This window comes from Pseudoalteromonas citrea, assembly GCF_000238375.3.
GTDB classification, from domain to species: domain Bacteria; phylum Pseudomonadota; class Gammaproteobacteria; order Enterobacterales; family Alteromonadaceae; genus Pseudoalteromonas; species Pseudoalteromonas citrea.
The window spans coordinates 167641-183380 of the sequence record NZ_AHBZ03000027.1 but is presented as its reverse complement, the minus strand read 5'-3'; the positions used below and the strand labels follow the sequence as shown (position 1 = coordinate 183380).

The 15740-nt window shown below is 41.8% G+C and carries 12 protein-coding genes; 5 read left to right on the top strand and 7 right to left on the bottom strand.

Features of this window, described 5'->3' with window-relative positions; all coding sequences use genetic code 11:
* Positions 1 to 16 precede the first annotated feature (16 nt).
* The 4 genes from PCIT_RS19010 to PCIT_RS18995 form a co-directional block, all read right to left on the bottom strand.
* Complete coding sequence (locus tag PCIT_RS19010) at positions 17 to 3133, bottom strand: efflux RND transporter permease subunit (protein WP_010362018.1); 3117 nt, start codon at positions 3131 to 3133, stop codon at positions 17 to 19.
* Positions 3126 to 4874 carry an efflux RND transporter periplasmic adaptor subunit gene (locus PCIT_RS19005; protein ID WP_010362017.1) on the bottom strand — a complete coding sequence of 583 codons (1749 nt, stop codon included), beginning with the start codon at positions 4872 to 4874 and terminating at the stop codon, positions 3126 to 3128. Before PCIT_RS19005 ends, PCIT_RS19010 begins: the two co-directional genes overlap by 8 nt.
* Positions 4867 to 6237 carry a TolC family protein gene (locus PCIT_RS19000; RefSeq protein WP_010362016.1) on the bottom strand — a complete coding sequence of 457 codons (1371 nt, stop codon included), beginning with the start codon at positions 6235 to 6237 and terminating at the stop codon, positions 4867 to 4869. The genes PCIT_RS19005 and PCIT_RS19000 overlap by 8 nt, the downstream gene beginning before the upstream one ends.
* Positions 6238 to 6482: 245 nt before the next feature.
* Positions 6483 to 6956, bottom strand: coding sequence for a hypothetical protein (locus PCIT_RS18995; RefSeq protein ID WP_157592920.1), 474 nt, complete (start codon positions 6954 to 6956; stop codon positions 6483 to 6485).
* 218 nt (positions 6957 to 7174) lie between these two features.
* Here PCIT_RS18995 and PCIT_RS18990 point away from each other — a divergent pair, with 218 nt between their 5' ends.
* Complete coding sequence (locus PCIT_RS18990) at positions 7175 to 7645, top strand: hypothetical protein (protein WP_010362014.1); 471 nt, start codon at positions 7175 to 7177, stop codon at positions 7643 to 7645.
* A gap of 179 nt (positions 7646 to 7824) precedes the next feature.
* The gene (locus PCIT_RS18985; RefSeq protein ID WP_010362013.1) at positions 7825 to 9081 is read left to right on the top strand and encodes a DEAD/DEAH box helicase; all 1257 of its coding nucleotides are present in this window, start codon (positions 7825 to 7827) and stop codon (positions 9079 to 9081) included.
* A gap of 80 nt (positions 9082 to 9161) precedes the next feature.
* Here the strand turns inward: PCIT_RS18985 and PCIT_RS18980 are convergent, their stop codons facing one another.
* Positions 9162 to 9680, bottom strand: a complete 519-nt coding sequence (locus tag PCIT_RS18980; protein WP_010362012.1) for a GNAT family N-acetyltransferase — start codon at positions 9678 to 9680, stop codon at positions 9162 to 9164.
* A gap of 197 nt (positions 9681 to 9877) precedes the next feature.
* Here PCIT_RS18980 and PCIT_RS18975 point away from each other — a divergent pair, with 197 nt between their 5' ends.
* Entirely contained in the window at positions 9878 to 10333 is a 456-nt protein-coding gene (locus PCIT_RS18975; protein ID WP_040698522.1) for a DMT family transporter, read from the top strand.
* A 125-nt stretch (positions 10334 to 10458) separates the two neighbouring features.
* On the opposite strand, the gene PCIT_RS18970 is transcribed toward PCIT_RS18975, so the two are convergent.
* Entirely contained in the window at positions 10459 to 11520 is a 1062-nt protein-coding gene (locus PCIT_RS18970; protein ID WP_010362010.1) for a GGDEF domain-containing protein, read from the bottom strand.
* 133 nt (positions 11521 to 11653) lie between these two features.
* Positions 11654 to 12412: a hypothetical protein gene (locus PCIT_RS18965; RefSeq protein ID WP_010362009.1), complete on the bottom strand. Its 759-nt coding sequence runs from the start codon at positions 12410 to 12412 to the stop codon at positions 11654 to 11656.
* Between the two features lie 299 nt (positions 12413 to 12711).
* Between PCIT_RS18965 and PCIT_RS18960 the strand changes: the two genes are divergently transcribed.
* Complete coding sequence (locus PCIT_RS18960) at positions 12712 to 13431, top strand: substrate-binding periplasmic protein (protein WP_010362008.1); 720 nt, start codon at positions 12712 to 12714, stop codon at positions 13429 to 13431.
* 290 nt (positions 13432 to 13721) lie between these two features.
* Positions 13722 to 15740, top strand: coding sequence for a HAMP domain-containing methyl-accepting chemotaxis protein (locus PCIT_RS18955; protein WP_010362007.1), 2019 nt, complete (start codon positions 13722 to 13724; stop codon positions 15738 to 15740).

Sequence of the window (15740 nt, the reverse complement as noted above, 5' to 3'; positions counted from 1 at the left end):
AGCTCTAAAAGTACGACTATAAAGATGGGCATATCCTCGGCTTATTCAGTAAAAAATACACCGCAGGTAACACCAATAAAGTAAGTATCACCGCACTGAACATACCACCAACCATAGGTGCTGCAATTCGACTCATCACTTCTGAGCCAGTACCACTGCCATACAAAATAGGCAGTAAACCGATGATTATGGTTGCGACAGTCATCATAACAGGGCGTACACGCATACCCGCCCCTTGTAAAATGGCATCCCGTAATACAGATGTGGTGAGTTGTTCATTTTTGGCGAGTAGTGTGTCACGCGCTTGGTTCAGGTACACCAACATGATCACCCCTATCTCCACGGCGACTCCCGCTAAGGCAATAAAGCCAACCCCAACAGCAACAGAGAAATTAAACGCTTCAAAATATAGCAGCCACAGGCCACCAATCATAGCCAACGGTAAGGTACCCATGATGATAAAAACCTCTCGAAAACTGCGAAAATTTAAGTACAGCAATACTACGATAATTGCCAAAGTCAGGGGTAATACATACGCAAGCTTGGCTTTGGCACGCTCCATATATTCATATTGTCCGGCCCAAGTAACAGAATACCCAACAGGTAATTCAAGTTGCTGCTCTAATACCTGCTGCGCATGCGTTACGTAGCTACCAATATCACTGTGTTCGATATCAATAAAGGTCCAGCCATTGATACGGGCATTTTCACTTTTTATACCCGGCGGGCCAGATTCAATATAAATATCGGCAACATCCCCTAATGCAATGCGCAGACCAGCAGGCGTTACCACTGGCAATCGGGCTAGTTGTTCAGGGGAGTCACGGTGATCCTGTGGATAACGCACATTTATTGGATAACGCTCTTGCCCTTCAATGGTTTGGGCAACATTCATGCCGCCAATTGCTGTTGTAATGACTTGCTGAATATCCGCAATATTCAAACCATATCGGGCCGCTTTGTGCCGATTAATATCGACTTTAATGTAACGACCACCAGCTACTCTCTCTGAATACACAGATGCAGTCCCCGCCACATCAGACAAAATGCGTTCTATGTCTTGTCCAATAGCTTGAATAGTGTCTAAGTTTGGTCCCGCGACTTTAAGGCCAACGGGGGTTTTTATGCCCGTCGCCAACATATCGATACGGGTTTTAATAGGCATCACCCATGCATTTGTCACACCTGGAAACTTCACTACAGCATCCAACTCTTGCTTAAGAGAATCAGTAGTAACACCTTCACGCCATTCACTGCGTGGTTTCAACTTGATAAATGTTTCAATCATGGTTAGTGGCGCGGGGTCAGTAGCCGTTTCAGCTCTGCCCACTTTACCAAATACCAATTCAACTTCAGGTACAGTGCGGATCAACTTATCAGTTTGCTGTAATAACTCTCTGGCTTTACCAATTGAAATACCGGGGTAAGTGGTGGGCATATACATTAAGTCGCCTTCATCCAATGGCGGTATAAACTCACTCCCTATTTTATTCATCGGATAAAAGCCGAGCACGGTTACAACAAACGCCATCACCAATGTTGTTTTTGGCCACGTTAATACCTTTTTTAATACTGGTATATATGCTGCAATCAATAGCTTATTTATAGGGTTTTTGCGCTCTGATATCACTTTGCCACGGATGAAATACCCCATTAATACTGGAATCAGGGTGATAGCTAACCCAGCAGACGCCGCCATCGCGTAAGTTTTGGTATAAGCCAGTGGCGCAAACATTCGCCCTTCCTGTGCTTCTAAAATAAACACAGGTAAAAAGCTCACTGTGATGATCAGCAAGCTAAAGAATAACGCGGGGCCAACTTCCGATGCCGCTTTCGTGACTATTTCCCAGCGATTGCTATCTGTTAAGGGCGTTTTTTCCATATGCTTATGCATATTCTCAATCATCACTATTGCACCATCAGTCATCGCGCCAATGGCAATAGCAATACCACCTAAAGACATAATATTGGCGTTAATACCTTGACTGTACATCACTAAAAAGGCAACAAGTATGCCCATCGGCAAACTGATCACCGCCACAATTGATGAGCGTATATGAAACAAAAACACCACACACACTAACGCCACAACCGCCAGCTCTTCAAGTAACTTAGACCATAGATTATCTACTGCTTGTTCAATTAATAATGAACGGTCGTATACCGTGATAATCTCAACACCATCAGGTAAACCTTGAGCTAACTGAGCTAATCTTGCTTTGACTCCCGCAATGGTCTGTTGTGCATTTTCACCAAAGCGCATAACCACAACCCCACCAACCACTTCACCTTCACCATTGAGCTCTGCAATACCCCGACGAGTTTGTGGCCCTAAGTTAACCTCTGCAACATCGCCAATGCGCAGTGCTGTACCTTGGCTATTTAACCCTAAAGGAATGGCGGTAATATCAGCGACGCTCTGTATATAGCCAGTCGCTGTAACCATATATTCAGCTTCCGCCATTTCGACCACAGAAGCGCCTGTTTCTTGGTTGCCCCGCGCAATAGCCAATTGTACTTGTGCCAGTGATATGCCATAAGCTCGCAGCTTATCGGGGTCGACTTGCACTTGATACTGTTTAACCATGCCACCGATGGCGGCAACCTCAGATACACCCGATACCGCCTGCAATTCATACTTTAAAAACCAATCTTGTAAACTACGCAGCTGGCTAATGTCATGTTGCCCTGTTTTATCAACTAATGCATACATATACACCCAGCCCACCCCTGTGGCATCAGGCCCTAACTGAGGTTTAGCGTTATCAGGAAGCGTCGGTGCAACTTGACTTAAATACTCTAATACTCGGCTTCTCGCCCAATATAAATCGGTATCATCATCAAAAATAATGTACACGTAAGAGTCACCAAAAAATGAAAAACCACGTACCGTCTTGGCGCCCGGCACCGATAACATCGCCGTCGTCAACGGAAACGTGACTTGATCTTGCACCACTTGAGGAGATTGCCCAGGGTAACTGGTTTTAACAATCACCTGCACATCCGACAGATCTGGTAACGCATCTACTGGCGTGTTTTTTATCGAAAAAACACCACCTACGGCCAAAATAATGCACAGCATAAGCACAAAAAGCCGGTTTTTAACCGACCAATGGATCACCGATTCAATCATGTTGCATGCCTTCCATGTTATCCATGGTGCTATCATGGATAACACTCTGCATAGTCTCTTGATTTGAAAATGCCACCACCACAAGATCGTCCCGAACTTCAAACGTAAATGTGATATGTTGCCCTTGCGTTAGTAATGCAATATCCAGCTCATTGGCCAGGACAAAATCCATAGTAGCTGCTCCACGTTGCCACTTAGTAATAGGCCCACGGCTTATATTAACTACTCGATTCGCCGTATTAATAGCATTCACGCGCCCAGTAACAGTAGCACTTTGCACTTGTGTAATATCAAGTGAAGGGGAATGAGCGGTGATTTGATACTCATTATTATGACTTTTTTCAATGTCAAAAGTGTACTGGGTGTTTTTACTCAACGTCGTCATATCTACTGACGTAGGCACAGGAAAATCCATCACCATTTGTGGCCAGTTCCACGCTTCAATTGCGCCATGGTCAAGCGTCAATATGCGATTTTTAGTGTCTATTGCAACGACCTTTGCTGACACCGATACCCTGTTGTTCACATCATCGTAATTCATGCGCTTAAAGTCTGAATTTTTACTCGACTCAGAATCAATTAAAAAGTGTGCTGATGTCACCACAACATCTTCTTTACCAAGACCCTCAATAATTTGTATAAAATCATGATCGACGTTTCCAACGGTAACCGCCACGGACTTAAACTGACCTTCCCCCAAGGCCAGCACAACCCTATCCTGCTTCCCCGTACGAATAACCGCTTCTTTAGGAACTTGCAATTGAGCTTGCTGAGATTGCGCTGCAATACTAATTTGCGCAAACATGTTTGGTTTAAGCTGCTGTTGTGGATTATCAAACTTCAAGCGAACTCGCAACGTCCGTGTCGTTGCATTTAAACTAGGGTAAATATAATCAACCTTACCCAGCCATTGCTTATTTGGTAAATAGTCAAGCGTCATGGTTACGGGTAAACCTATCTCAATAAATGCGGTATCGCGCTCAAACACTTCAGCTTCGACCCAAACCTGATCAAGTGTTGCAACACTCATAAGGGTCGTACCCGGTTTTACGTAAAACCCTTCGCGAATATTTAATACATCTACTACCCCTGACTGCGACGCATAAAAAGTGATTGATTGTCGTATTTGTTGTTGCTTTTTAAGGGTTTCAATAAACTCATCAGAAAGTTGCAAAGCCCTAAGCCTGTCAGCTGCGGCGCGCATCACAGTGCGATTATTGCGTTTAAGTGCGATCAAGTATTCTTCTTGCGCATTTACTAACTGAGGTGAATACAATGTATAAAGTGGCTGCCCTTGCGAGACTCTATCCCCGGCTGATTTGACATACAGGGTTTCAACCCAACCTTCCACTCGCGGGTGTATATGCACCATACTTTCTTGGTCATATTGTACATAGCCTACCGTTTCAATATGTTGCTGCCGTGCCTTAAATTGCACAGGAGCGGTTCTTACACCCAAGTTGTTAATTACTGCGGGGTTAATGGTGATGGTGCCAGGACTCGTCGATGCCTGAGCCCCCTCATTTGCGTACACAGGAACTAAGTCCATCCCCATCGGCGATAGCCCAGGTTTATCACGGCGATAATTGTCATCCATTGGCGCAACCCAATACAATGGCTGGGGAGGTCCATCATTTAATACAATGTCTGAAGCCGTGTTTAAGCCAACCCAACTCACTGTAAAATACGATAAGACAGCCCCTAAACTGGCGCCAATGACCAGTGCTACTTTGCTATTCATACGATACTCCTACTGGTTTATCCAGCGAGGTATCGGTTCCTGCTAAATAGTATTTAATTCGTGCTAACGTTTTTAGCTTTTCAACAACTATATTCAGTGTCGCGATGCGCGCATTCAACTCGGTGATTTTGGCTTGTACAGCGGTATTAAAATCACCATCATCATTGTTATAGGCACTTAGCGCAGCCTCCGCTTGCTGATGGCTTTGTTCAAGTATGGTGTGTTTATATAGCTTTAAACGTTTTTGCAACTGTGTTAATGCCTGCTGCTCTGTTGCAAGCCCAGCGCCCAGCTCTTTTAACATTAGTAACTGTGCAGTTTTTAGAGCTTCAGTGCGGCTTTGTGCACTAAGCACTTCTTTATCTTGCTTATTTTCCGTAAAAATTGGTAAATCAAAGCTGACGCCAATGGAGAGCAAATCGTGACGTTCCACCCCCGCTGGGTCCTCCCCTCGATAACCATAACTGGCGTTCACACCCCATTGTGGCTTATATTTTTGCTTCGACAGTGCAACAGATTGCTTTGCTGATTCAATCAATCTACCTTGCGCCAAATACAAAGGGTGGTGCATCAACTGTGTTACTACTTCATCGCTAAACGGCGTAAGTGATTCAACAGAGGCTAATACCACAGCAAAGTGCGCATTTGTTGGTAATGCTTTCGCTATGGTGAATGTCTCATTGGCTGTATTCAATTGCCACGCATTACGTGACGTATTGTATTTAGGTAACCAATTTAACAATTGGGCCTTCTGAGTTGCCAAACGCTGTTGCTCCACAACAAGCCGATCTTGCAATTGAGTCAATTCTAATTGCGCACGGATCACATCATGCTGACGCGTTTGACCCAAAGCAGAGCCATAGTTTGCTTCACTGATTTCAACAAGCTGTTCAAATAAATGGGCATCTTTACGAATAAGCTCAATGGTCATCTTCGCTGCATACGCATTTAGCCATAATTCACTGACTGTCATAGCGACTTTTGCTTGTCGTTCAGCACGTAAAATGGGCTGTTGCTGAGCCTCAAGCGCTAATACTTTTTGTTTGATCTGTAATGAATCACCACGCGGAATAACCTGCGCCATCGACACTTTAAATTGGCTCATATTGTCTTGATTGAACGCTAAATCATGACTTGGCAAATTATTAACTGTCAGTGATACTGTCGGATCTTGCCATGTACCCGCCGCTACTTCCTGTGCGCTCAAGGCGGCCTGCGTATGCTTGCTTTGCACAAGCCAAAGGTCATTTTGTTGCGCTTGTGTAATAGCCATAGACAAGGTTAGCTCTGGTGGGGTGCTTGCTAACACTCCGTATGTAGTACTTAATAGTGTGGAAACAGTCATTACTTGAAGTATTTTCATATACTGCCCCCCACAAACATCGGTGATATATAAAAATCATAAATAACAACGGTCGAAACAGAATTCATAGTTCGCCTACTCATTTTCTGCCCTACTATCAGAAATTACCGACTGCAAATCAGCATAAATCTCACGTCGATAGGGTGTATAAAATCAATTATTGCATTACGTTAAGTGTAATAACGGTTAACCTTGATGACTAAAAATCATTCAAAGTAAGAGATTTTGGACGCACTGGTCCTAGGTTAGGCAAAGATAGGGGGTTTATATAAGCTATGAATTGGCGAGTCGATAAACGCAGTTAAATAAAAGCGCGGTTGCGTATACGGTGTAACATTGAACAATAACTTGTTATTGAAAAGTGCTAAGGCAAAGGGCACGCAGCCACTCGGTGGACAACCACACTGCGTTTTACAGCAGTCTTTGTCGCTGCTATTTTCCATGCCCATCATCATAGCTGACATACCACTTTGAATAGCGTGATGTGCATGCATATCATCATCGCCACTTTGATGTGCGCTATTTTGAGATGGGCTAATTCTATGTAACGTATCGTGACCAGAAAGCGTTTGCTGTAACGAGTGTTGATGGGCAGCACTTGACATGTGTTGCATCATCATTTTACAAGGCAGATCGGCAGCCGCAAAGCTTTGCCCTATAACGGCAAAAAGCAACGCAATTAAAACCAAACTGTGTAAATACCGTGTCATCAACATCACAAATTAAACTTTTTCAACATTGCAAGGCTAAAGTATAGACACATGCATTGCAAGTAAGTTCATCTTTTTCCTTATAAAACAAAGGTCAATTAACGGCCTGTATGGTTTAAATAGTTAAAATGTGATTTAAAAACAGCCAAAACCAGCTATTTACACACTTTTTGCACAATTCGTTCCTATCGTTATCCTACCCAAGGCCACTCATCCAAGGCAACAATATGATCAACGGCATTCCCTCTGCGAACTCCTATGATACGACTTATAAAAACGCTCAATTCAATCAAGAGCAGCAGAGTACCATCGCAGATACGCTCGCTGAATTTGACCCTGAAAACTTGTCTACAGAAGGTGCACAAGCCATTATTAGTGCTTTTTCTGAAGCGGGCATAAAACCAGGCAAACAACTCGGACAATTAATGGCAGATGCAGGCTTTGATGCAAAAGCAATAGGAGAGCTTGCCGGCGTAGACAAGGGGCAGCGACCACCGCCCCCACCTGACCAAAATACACAGGCCTCCATTGATTTGAGTTCAATCGCAGCGCAATTTGCTGAGTTGGTTTCTGACGCCACCGACTCAAGTCAGCAATATGCAAATTTAAGCCAAGACAGCAAAGATGCCATTTATACCCAACTCGTAGAGGAGTTAGGTCTTGACGCTGGGCAGTCAATTATTGATGTGAAAGTTTAAACAAAGCGCCACAAAGACATCGTAGCGGAAACTTAGCACTCTAATTGCCTTGAATGAAGGAGTGTACAGCTCACTTTGGCACATTTTAAAGTAATACAGGCTTTGCCATTCATTATGCGCTGTGCACTCTTGAAAAAACTCGCTATAATACGCCTTTACTATCCTATAGACAGGTCAACATGACAACTTTCGCAAAGCTCGGGCTTAACCCGACCCTTCAAGCAAATATAAAACGCCTTGGTTACACTACACCGACTGAAATTCAAGAAAAGTCTATTGGCGCCGTGCTATCAGGGGCTGATACCTATGCGATTGCGCCAACAGGCACAGGTAAAACTGCAGCTTATTTGTTGCCAACTCTACAAGAGTTAAGTCAAGTTGATCATAGTGATAAACAAGTTAGACCTTTACGTGCACTATTTTTAGTCCCAACACGCGAATTGGCGCTACAAGTCGAGGCCTCTATTGCTGAGTTTGACACGGACCTTAAACTTAGAACCATCAGTGTATTTGGTGGCGTGCGTATCACGTCACAAACAAAACGTTTTAAACGTGGTACTGATATTTTAGTTGCAACACCAAAGCGCTTAGTTGATTTATTAAAAGAAGGTGTATTCTCACTTTCTGAAGTACAACATTTTGTAATGGATGAAGCTGACCGCCTGGTGAGCATGGGGATTGTTAAAGAACTCAGAACCATCATGGAAGCGTTACCAGCCAAAAGACAGCTGGTGATTTTCTCTGCTACTGATTCCAATGCGCTAGCCAAATACAGCGAAACTCATCAGCAACATACAAAGAAGATCACAGCAAGCAAAACACAGCCGGCTGTAAACAAAATATTGCATACGATGTATAAATGCTCGCGCGATAAAAAATCAGAAAATTTAACGACATTATTAAAAATGTTGAACTGCGATAAAGCCCTCATTTTTACACGCACTAAACACGATGTGAATAATTTAGTCGCGCAGCTGGCTGAGCAAGGCTTTAGCTGTCAGGGTATTCACAATGAGATCCCGCAGAAGAAACGCCAACAAAGCCTCGCCGAGTTTAAAAATGGTGATTGCAAACTATTAGTCGCGACTGATATTGCATCTCGTGGTATCGATATTGACCAGCTTTATTATGTGATCAACTACGACCTGCCAGTAAATAGTAATGACTATATTCACCGTGCAGGACGCACAGCTCGAACAACACCGATTGTCGACCCGACGCAAGAAGCAATTGAAGAAAAAGTGGCAAAACAAAAGCTATCTGTAGAAGTCGCTTCAACAGAAATGTTTGGTATTGTTGATGCGCCTGACTTAAAGAGCAAGCACATTCATGGCCACGTATTTTCATTTGTTAGCCCAGAGCAGGAACGCTTAGTGCCTTTGATCATCAAGGTCGTTGGTAAAGAGATAAAGCTTGACGCAATGCCTTGGTATTAAGCACTTAGCTGCAAATTTATTACCATGAAAAATAACAATAAGTGCCAAAGTGTGTGCTTATTGTTATTTAAACTTTCTCTTTACTCCACGCAGCTTTTACCCTTTTCAGACTTTAATCTCGCAAACACATGCTCGTCATAGCAGTCTCCCGCTTTACAAACCGAACGACGTAACACCCCCTCAAGTTGATAGCCCGCTTTTTCAAGTGCGCGCATAGAAGCAATATTAGGTGCTGATACTGGATTAAATAATCGGCTAATACTCGTTTGATTAAATATATCATTGCTGAATAACCGTAAAGCCTGTGTTGCAATGCCCTTGCCCCAATAAGGTTTTGCAATCCAATAGCCGACTTCAGCACTGTGCGCATATTCAAACACTTGAGTATACGCGCCAATAACACCACAAAAGACACCATTAAATTCAACCGCTTTTGCGATGGCATGGTCTTTTGAACCCGTTTCGATCCACCAATTAGCATCATCAACTGTATACGGACTTGGGATCTTTGAAGACAAATATCGGATCACGTCAGGATCATTCAAATACTTCACCAATAATAACTGGTCATCGTTTCCAAGTTCTCTCAATGTGATCATGTCACCCTAGCTCACTCTTTTATTAGCTGATACACATCATCATACACGGTCATAGCTACCTGTTTTATCTAAAACTTTCTTTGAGTTTCATAAATAGCACCTGACTTTGTGCTAAAGTCTTTAACATTATCAGGCTGCTCTTAGCTTTTCGTGCCGCACCCCATATCAGTCATTCTTACTCAATTTGGAGAAGTACAGTGTCGAACCTAGGAATTTACCTCTTGCTGCCTTTTAGCATTATAATTGGCTTCTCACTCGCTTCACAAGCTGGCGTAAATGCACAGTTAAGAGTCGCACTGCACAGCCCAATACAAGCGGCTTTTATATCATTTTTGATTGGTACCATAGTGCTTGGGGTGATTGCATCTATTCAGGGAGGCGCGTGGTTTAAGCCAAATGCATTTACAACAATTCCTTGGTGGGCATGGCTTGGTGGGCTACTTGGGGCATTTAACATTGCCATGTCGATATTCTTAGCGCCTAAACTAGGTGCCATGGTGTTAGCCATTTCTATTGTGTGTGGGCAAATACTTGCGTCACTGGCGTTAGACCAAAACGGCTGGCTGGGGTACCCCAAAATTGACATAACCCCCAGCAGATTAATCGGTGCACTCTTTGTTATCGGCGGCATGTTATTAATTGCAAAAAAATGATCCACATGAACTGACCGCACCAGCTGCAAAGCCATTTTATAATCATATAAAATAAAGAAAGCTAGCTAAGTCTGAGTAGTAAGGCGCTATGCTAGACAAACCTTATAAGCAAGTCTTATGTCACTTTAAATACAGATTTTACACCCTTTACTTTTTTTGGCTTGGTACATTTTTTGATCTGCGCGATGTATCACGCCATCTACATCTAAGTCTGTTTGATCTTGCAGTTGTGCAATCCCCACGCTCAATGAATAATCAGGAAACTCAGTTGAAAACTTCTCTACAAGACGCTTACTGATTGCTTGGGCTTCAGGTAACTCACAGCCAATCAACGCCAAACAAAATTCATCGCCACCCTGTCGGCTTGCAATGTCTGTTTCTCTCGCAATCACGGTAAGTATTTTTCCGATACTTTTTAAAACATTATCTCCCTCTTTATGCCCTTTGCTGTCATTGATCTCTTTAAAGTCATCGATATCAAAATAAACAATCGAAATCGAAGTATGACTACGTTTTGCCAATAGCAACTCGCGACGCAAAAAATCCCGAAAGCTTCGGCTATTATATAAATCAGTTAAGGGATCTTTACTTGCTAAACGCGAAAGACCACGTACGCGTTCTTCTAATGATTTAACGTACAAATCCGTTTTGAGTTTAAGTGAATTCATTTCATTTAACATCGAGCTGATATACGTATCAAATATCCAAGACATATCAAAGGCGATTAACTTCTCTAAAATAGCAGATATTTTATCAAGCACAGCGGCATCATCAATCAAACGTGCCAACGTCACATCAATGCTTTTACGTAAATAACGCTCGGCAGATAAAAAGTACTTAGGCTCTAATCCTATCCTTTTATGTACTAGGCCAATACGCAATCGATTGTTTACATACTCTGCATCATAGAATCCAGAAAATAGGTCTAAAACATATTTATGCAAACCAGACTTAAGCCGCTCAAACGTTTCACTATCGCCAATGAGTAACCCAACATACTCATCTCTCGACAGCAATGTATAAAAATGAGAAACAACCTCGTCTAAATGGCCATCAATGACTAAACGGTACTTATTTAAAAACTCCAGCTCTTCATCGCTCAACTCAAATAAGTTTTTGCGCGTTTGGATCTCAAGTTCTGAAATTTGATATTGCTCAACAAGTGTTTGATGTATTCGCTCTGACATGCTTTCACCTAAGCTGAATATATCACCTAAGTGTAGTGTAAAAACATACATGAGTTTATGTTAATAGTGAGCAAACATAACTGACTCACATTGTGCGTATCACTTATGCTTGCTGAGCAATTTAACTTATCAATTAATTAGGCTGATTTTGCCATTTAAGCAATAGCTTCACTGTCTCTCCGCCAATTAAACCAGCTAGTTGCAAGTCATCTCTATCCATAGCAACAGCTTGATACAAACGCGAAGTTTCAGTCAAATATGCTTTTACTTTATTTTGACACACTGCTTTATCGTCGACAAAGTTGCATTGTTCATAAGCACGTGTGGCTTTAACAATCACATTGCGAATAAATCCATATAAAATGTCCTGAGAGTAACGCTCTAATAAATCATGGTTAATGTATTTAATGGCTAAGTACTCTGCATCACCGTTCCAACATCGGTGCAGGCTCCCAGTGTATTGTGAGTTTAATGCTGTCATCTGAGCAAGTAAGTGCTGCTCATGCTCTGGAGTTTGGCTAAGCCAAATTAACGTATCGAATGTTTCACATTGCTGAGGTGCAATGAGTAGATGTTTTAGTGTGCTAGCAAGCTTGCTTTCATAAGCATTCCCAGCTCTATTATATTGCTGAGCCAGCTCCCACCATGTTGTATAAACTGAAGAACGTTTAAAATTATAAAAGCGATAACTAATACGGGTTCCATTATCGTCTAGCCATTTTAACCGCTCTAACGCTTCATCAAATGCACCATCTTCAATAAGATGCTTTGCACTATCTGCATAAGCAAGTAACTCTAATAAGTTTTGTGGTTTATTATTACCGAATGCTTGAGCACTGGTGTGGATAAAAGTACTGCATATAATGAACACGACAAATGCGAGGTATTTCATATTCTTTAATTCCTTCTGAAATGAATAGATATGGCAATCTTTTGCCTTCAAAGCGCTAACATCATTGGTTAGCCATCCCTTTTACGGGACATAAAAAACCAGCAAAAGCAGTGCCAACTAAAGCATAAGCAAGACAAAAAGCCATACATCACATTATCAAAATACAACTTTTGTTTACAAAAATAGCAATTCGAGTATGACAAAATGCAATTAAACACCACTTATGGCATCATGTAATAACACTGCTAAACTTAACAGACGCTCTGCGCACAACGATATTGGTAACGCCTTAATTCACAATGAAGTACCTATTCTTTTTATTCTTAATCATCCCTAAGGCATATGCTGAACAGTATCATTTTGCCTCCATCAATTATTTAATTGAACAAGAAGTAGGAAGGATCGTTCTCCCTGAAATTTATAATCGACTCGGGATCAAAGTCACAATCTCCCCACTACCAGGTAAACGCGCGCAACATGAAGCTCAGTCTGGGTTAAAAGACGGTGAAGTTATGCGTATTTATAGTTACGGTACCGAAACGCCTTCAACGATTAGGATCCCGACCCCCTATTATCATTTGGAAACAATGGCTTTCATCCGGGCAGATAGCAATATAAAAATAAATACTATCAAAGATTTAAAAAACTACCAGATAGTGAAAGTGCGAGGCGTTAAACACACTAACAATATCACCAAAGGCATGACTAATGTCAAAGACTTAGACACTACCACACAAATGTTAAGGCTTGTCTCCGCAGGGCTTGCTGATGTGGCCCTGACCAATACAGTTGACGGCTTAGTCACCCTAAAGCAACTCAAAATTACCAATGTTAGGCCGCTCTCAAAAAGCTTAGATCGACAAAGCTTATACCATTATGTGCATAAGTCATTGCAGCATTTAGTCCCTAAGGTGGACCAAGAAATAAAAAAAATGAAAGAAACCGGTGACCTTGATGCGCTAATACGAGACGCAGAACAACAAGTGCTTAAAAATAGTCTTGGTCAAATAACCAATTAATATAATGACACCTCATACACAATATTAGCCCCACCTTCACGACATCATGTTAAAAATCACACACAAAAAAACACAAAGTAAGACCAAAATAAAAACATAAAAAATACATATCCATCTATTTAGTTTTTAAAATATACAAAAAGCACTACATCGCACTTAATAAAGTAATTATTTTGTATCAGTAATAACAACTTTCAAACACGGAATATTTAAAAATACTGAATAATTACTAGGTGCTTTTGTACCTAAATATGTTTTAATCCCGCCAAATTTCATTACATCAGTTTAAAATGCTCAAATCATCTGTAATAGGCCGAGTATCAGCCGGTTATGCAGCAATCATATTATCTATGTTCGCCATTGGTATTTTTGCTCTGGTAAAGCTGTCATTAGTGAATGACAACGTGCAAAAAATTACAAAAGTTGCACAACCCATAGAAAAAAGCGTAAGCCAAATAAGTCACTATTTGCAAAAGCTTAATCTCAATATTTACAAACACTATTATGCGCTTACGTCACGCGAACAGCAGCAACTCGCGATCGCAATTGGTAGTAACCAAGATCAAATAACTGAGCAGCTTAATAAACTCGAGATGCTTTTCAACCAGAATCCAGAAAATGAAGCTAACCACGCTCTATTGACTCAATTTTCCGCTCTTAGCAACGAGATGTTTCAGGAACAAGATCGTTCAATGAAAGTGGCCGTTCAGGCATTGAATAGCAAATTGCAGCTGCAATTACTTGCAGATGACCTTACTAAATTAGAGATGACATTAAAAACACTCGAACAGAGTAATAAGCCACAATCAACAACCTATAGTCGGCCACTCTCTGAGGGAGAAAGCTTGCTTCGATATGGCTTTTCACTGGCAAAACAACTGGTCTTAATCAACGATATTGCACAATTTCAGAACTTAGCAGCACAATATAAAACATGGTTAACTGACTTTGTTACTTATGGCTATAGCCTTCAGGCATTAAATAAAGCGGATCCAGACTGGGCGACCCTAATTGACCAACAAGGTAATCTAGCCTCAGACCTAACATGGCTAGTCGACAATAACGAAGGCATAAAAACGTTACAAAAACACTATTTATCAACGCACAATACATTGTCGCAAAACTTAAATAAAATCACTGACAAGTTAACAGCACTTCATACCATTGCCACAAAATTGTCTGCGAATACGCATACTTTCAGCCTCGAAGTAGAAGAATATTCAAACAGCTCAGTGACAGCCAGCCAACAATGGATGGTAATTGCTATGGCTGCGACCTTTATAATTGGTGCACTCATCGCTATCTACATTATTCAAAGCATCCGTAAGCCGCTTAATAGCACCATAGCAACGATTCAAATACTCGCCACGGGAGATTTAACAACGCAGGTTCATCCTGTCGGTAAAGATGAATTTTCGCAGGTCAGTCAGTCGTTACAAAAATTAAAAGGCGCATTTGAAAAGATAGTGCTCGATATCCAATCACAGTCAGATGTATTGAATGCTTCTATTCACACTCTATCAACAAGTGCGCTCGAAACCTCTAATATTGCACATAAGCAAAAAGACCAAACATCGCAAGTCGCCAGTGCCGTTGTTGAAATGACCGCTACCTCGAGCGAAATTTCAAATACCTCGGCACAAGCAACCGAGTTGATGGCGCAAGCAAACACCCAAGCGGCTCAATCACAAACACTTGTGACACGTAATCAGTCACTGAGCGGCCAACTACAGCAAGATATAAAAACCGCTGAGGAAGTAGTTGCATCCCTAGATCATGAATGCCGAAAAATTGAAGATGTGTTGAATGTAATTGTGCAAGTGGCAGATCAAACAAACCTATTGGCACTCAACGCTGCAATTGAAGCTGCCAGAGCGGGTGAGCATGGCCGAGGATTTGCCGTCGTGGCAGATGAGGTACGTAGCTTGGCAATTAGGACTCAAAGCTCTACAGAGCAGATCCAAGCGCGGTTATCTTCATTACTATCCTCGTCAGGGCTTGCGGTTACGGCGCTACAAAACTCAGTTAATAAAGCCATTAATTGCACTGACGTTGCTACCAATCTTGAGTCACAAATTAGAGATTTCGCCAACTCGGTCACAAACGCACACCAACTGAATGAAGTAATAGCTGAAGCTGCACGTCAACAATATATAGCCGCACAAGAGATCAGCTTTAATGTGGAGCAAATTGATGACTTGTCACAACAAACACTCGATCAGATCAGATTAAACTCGAGTGTCACAAAAGAACAAAGTGAAACTGCCACCGCATTGGTATCAATGAGTAAAGCATTTAAAGTAAGGTAA

Excerpts from the sequence above, each read along its gene's own strand:
- PCIT_RS18965 (WP_010362009.1), bottom strand. The coding sequence starts at position 12,412 with ATGAAATACCTCGCATTTGTCGTGTTCATTATATGCAGTACTTTTATC.
- PCIT_RS18980 (WP_010362012.1), bottom strand. The coding sequence starts at position 9,680 with ATGATCACATTGAGAGAACTTGGAAACGATGACCAGTTATTATTGGTG.
- PCIT_RS18985 (WP_010362013.1), top strand. The coding sequence starts at position 7,825 with ATGACAACTTTCGCAAAGCTCGGGCTTAACCCGACCCTTCAAGCAAAT.
- PCIT_RS19005 (WP_010362017.1), bottom strand. The coding sequence starts at position 4,874 with ATGAATAGCAAAGTAGCACTGGTCATTGGCGCCAGTTTAGGGGCTGTC.
- PCIT_RS18960 (WP_010362008.1), top strand. The coding sequence starts at position 12,712 with ATGAAGTACCTATTCTTTTTATTCTTAATCATCCCTAAGGCATATGCT.
- PCIT_RS19000 (WP_010362016.1), bottom strand. The coding sequence starts at position 6,237 with ATGAAAATACTTCAAGTAATGACTGTTTCCACACTATTAAGTACTACA.
- PCIT_RS18955 (WP_010362007.1), top strand. The coding sequence starts at position 13,722 with ATGCTCAAATCATCTGTAATAGGCCGAGTATCAGCCGGTTATGCAGCA.
- PCIT_RS18990 (WP_010362014.1), top strand. The coding sequence starts at position 7,175 with ATGATCAACGGCATTCCCTCTGCGAACTCCTATGATACGACTTATAAA.
- PCIT_RS19010 (WP_010362018.1), bottom strand. The coding sequence starts at position 3,133 with ATGATTGAATCGGTGATCCATTGGTCGGTTAAAAACCGGCTTTTTGTG.
- PCIT_RS18970 (WP_010362010.1), bottom strand. The coding sequence starts at position 11,520 with ATGTCAGAGCGAATACATCAAACACTTGTTGAGCAATATCAAATTTCA.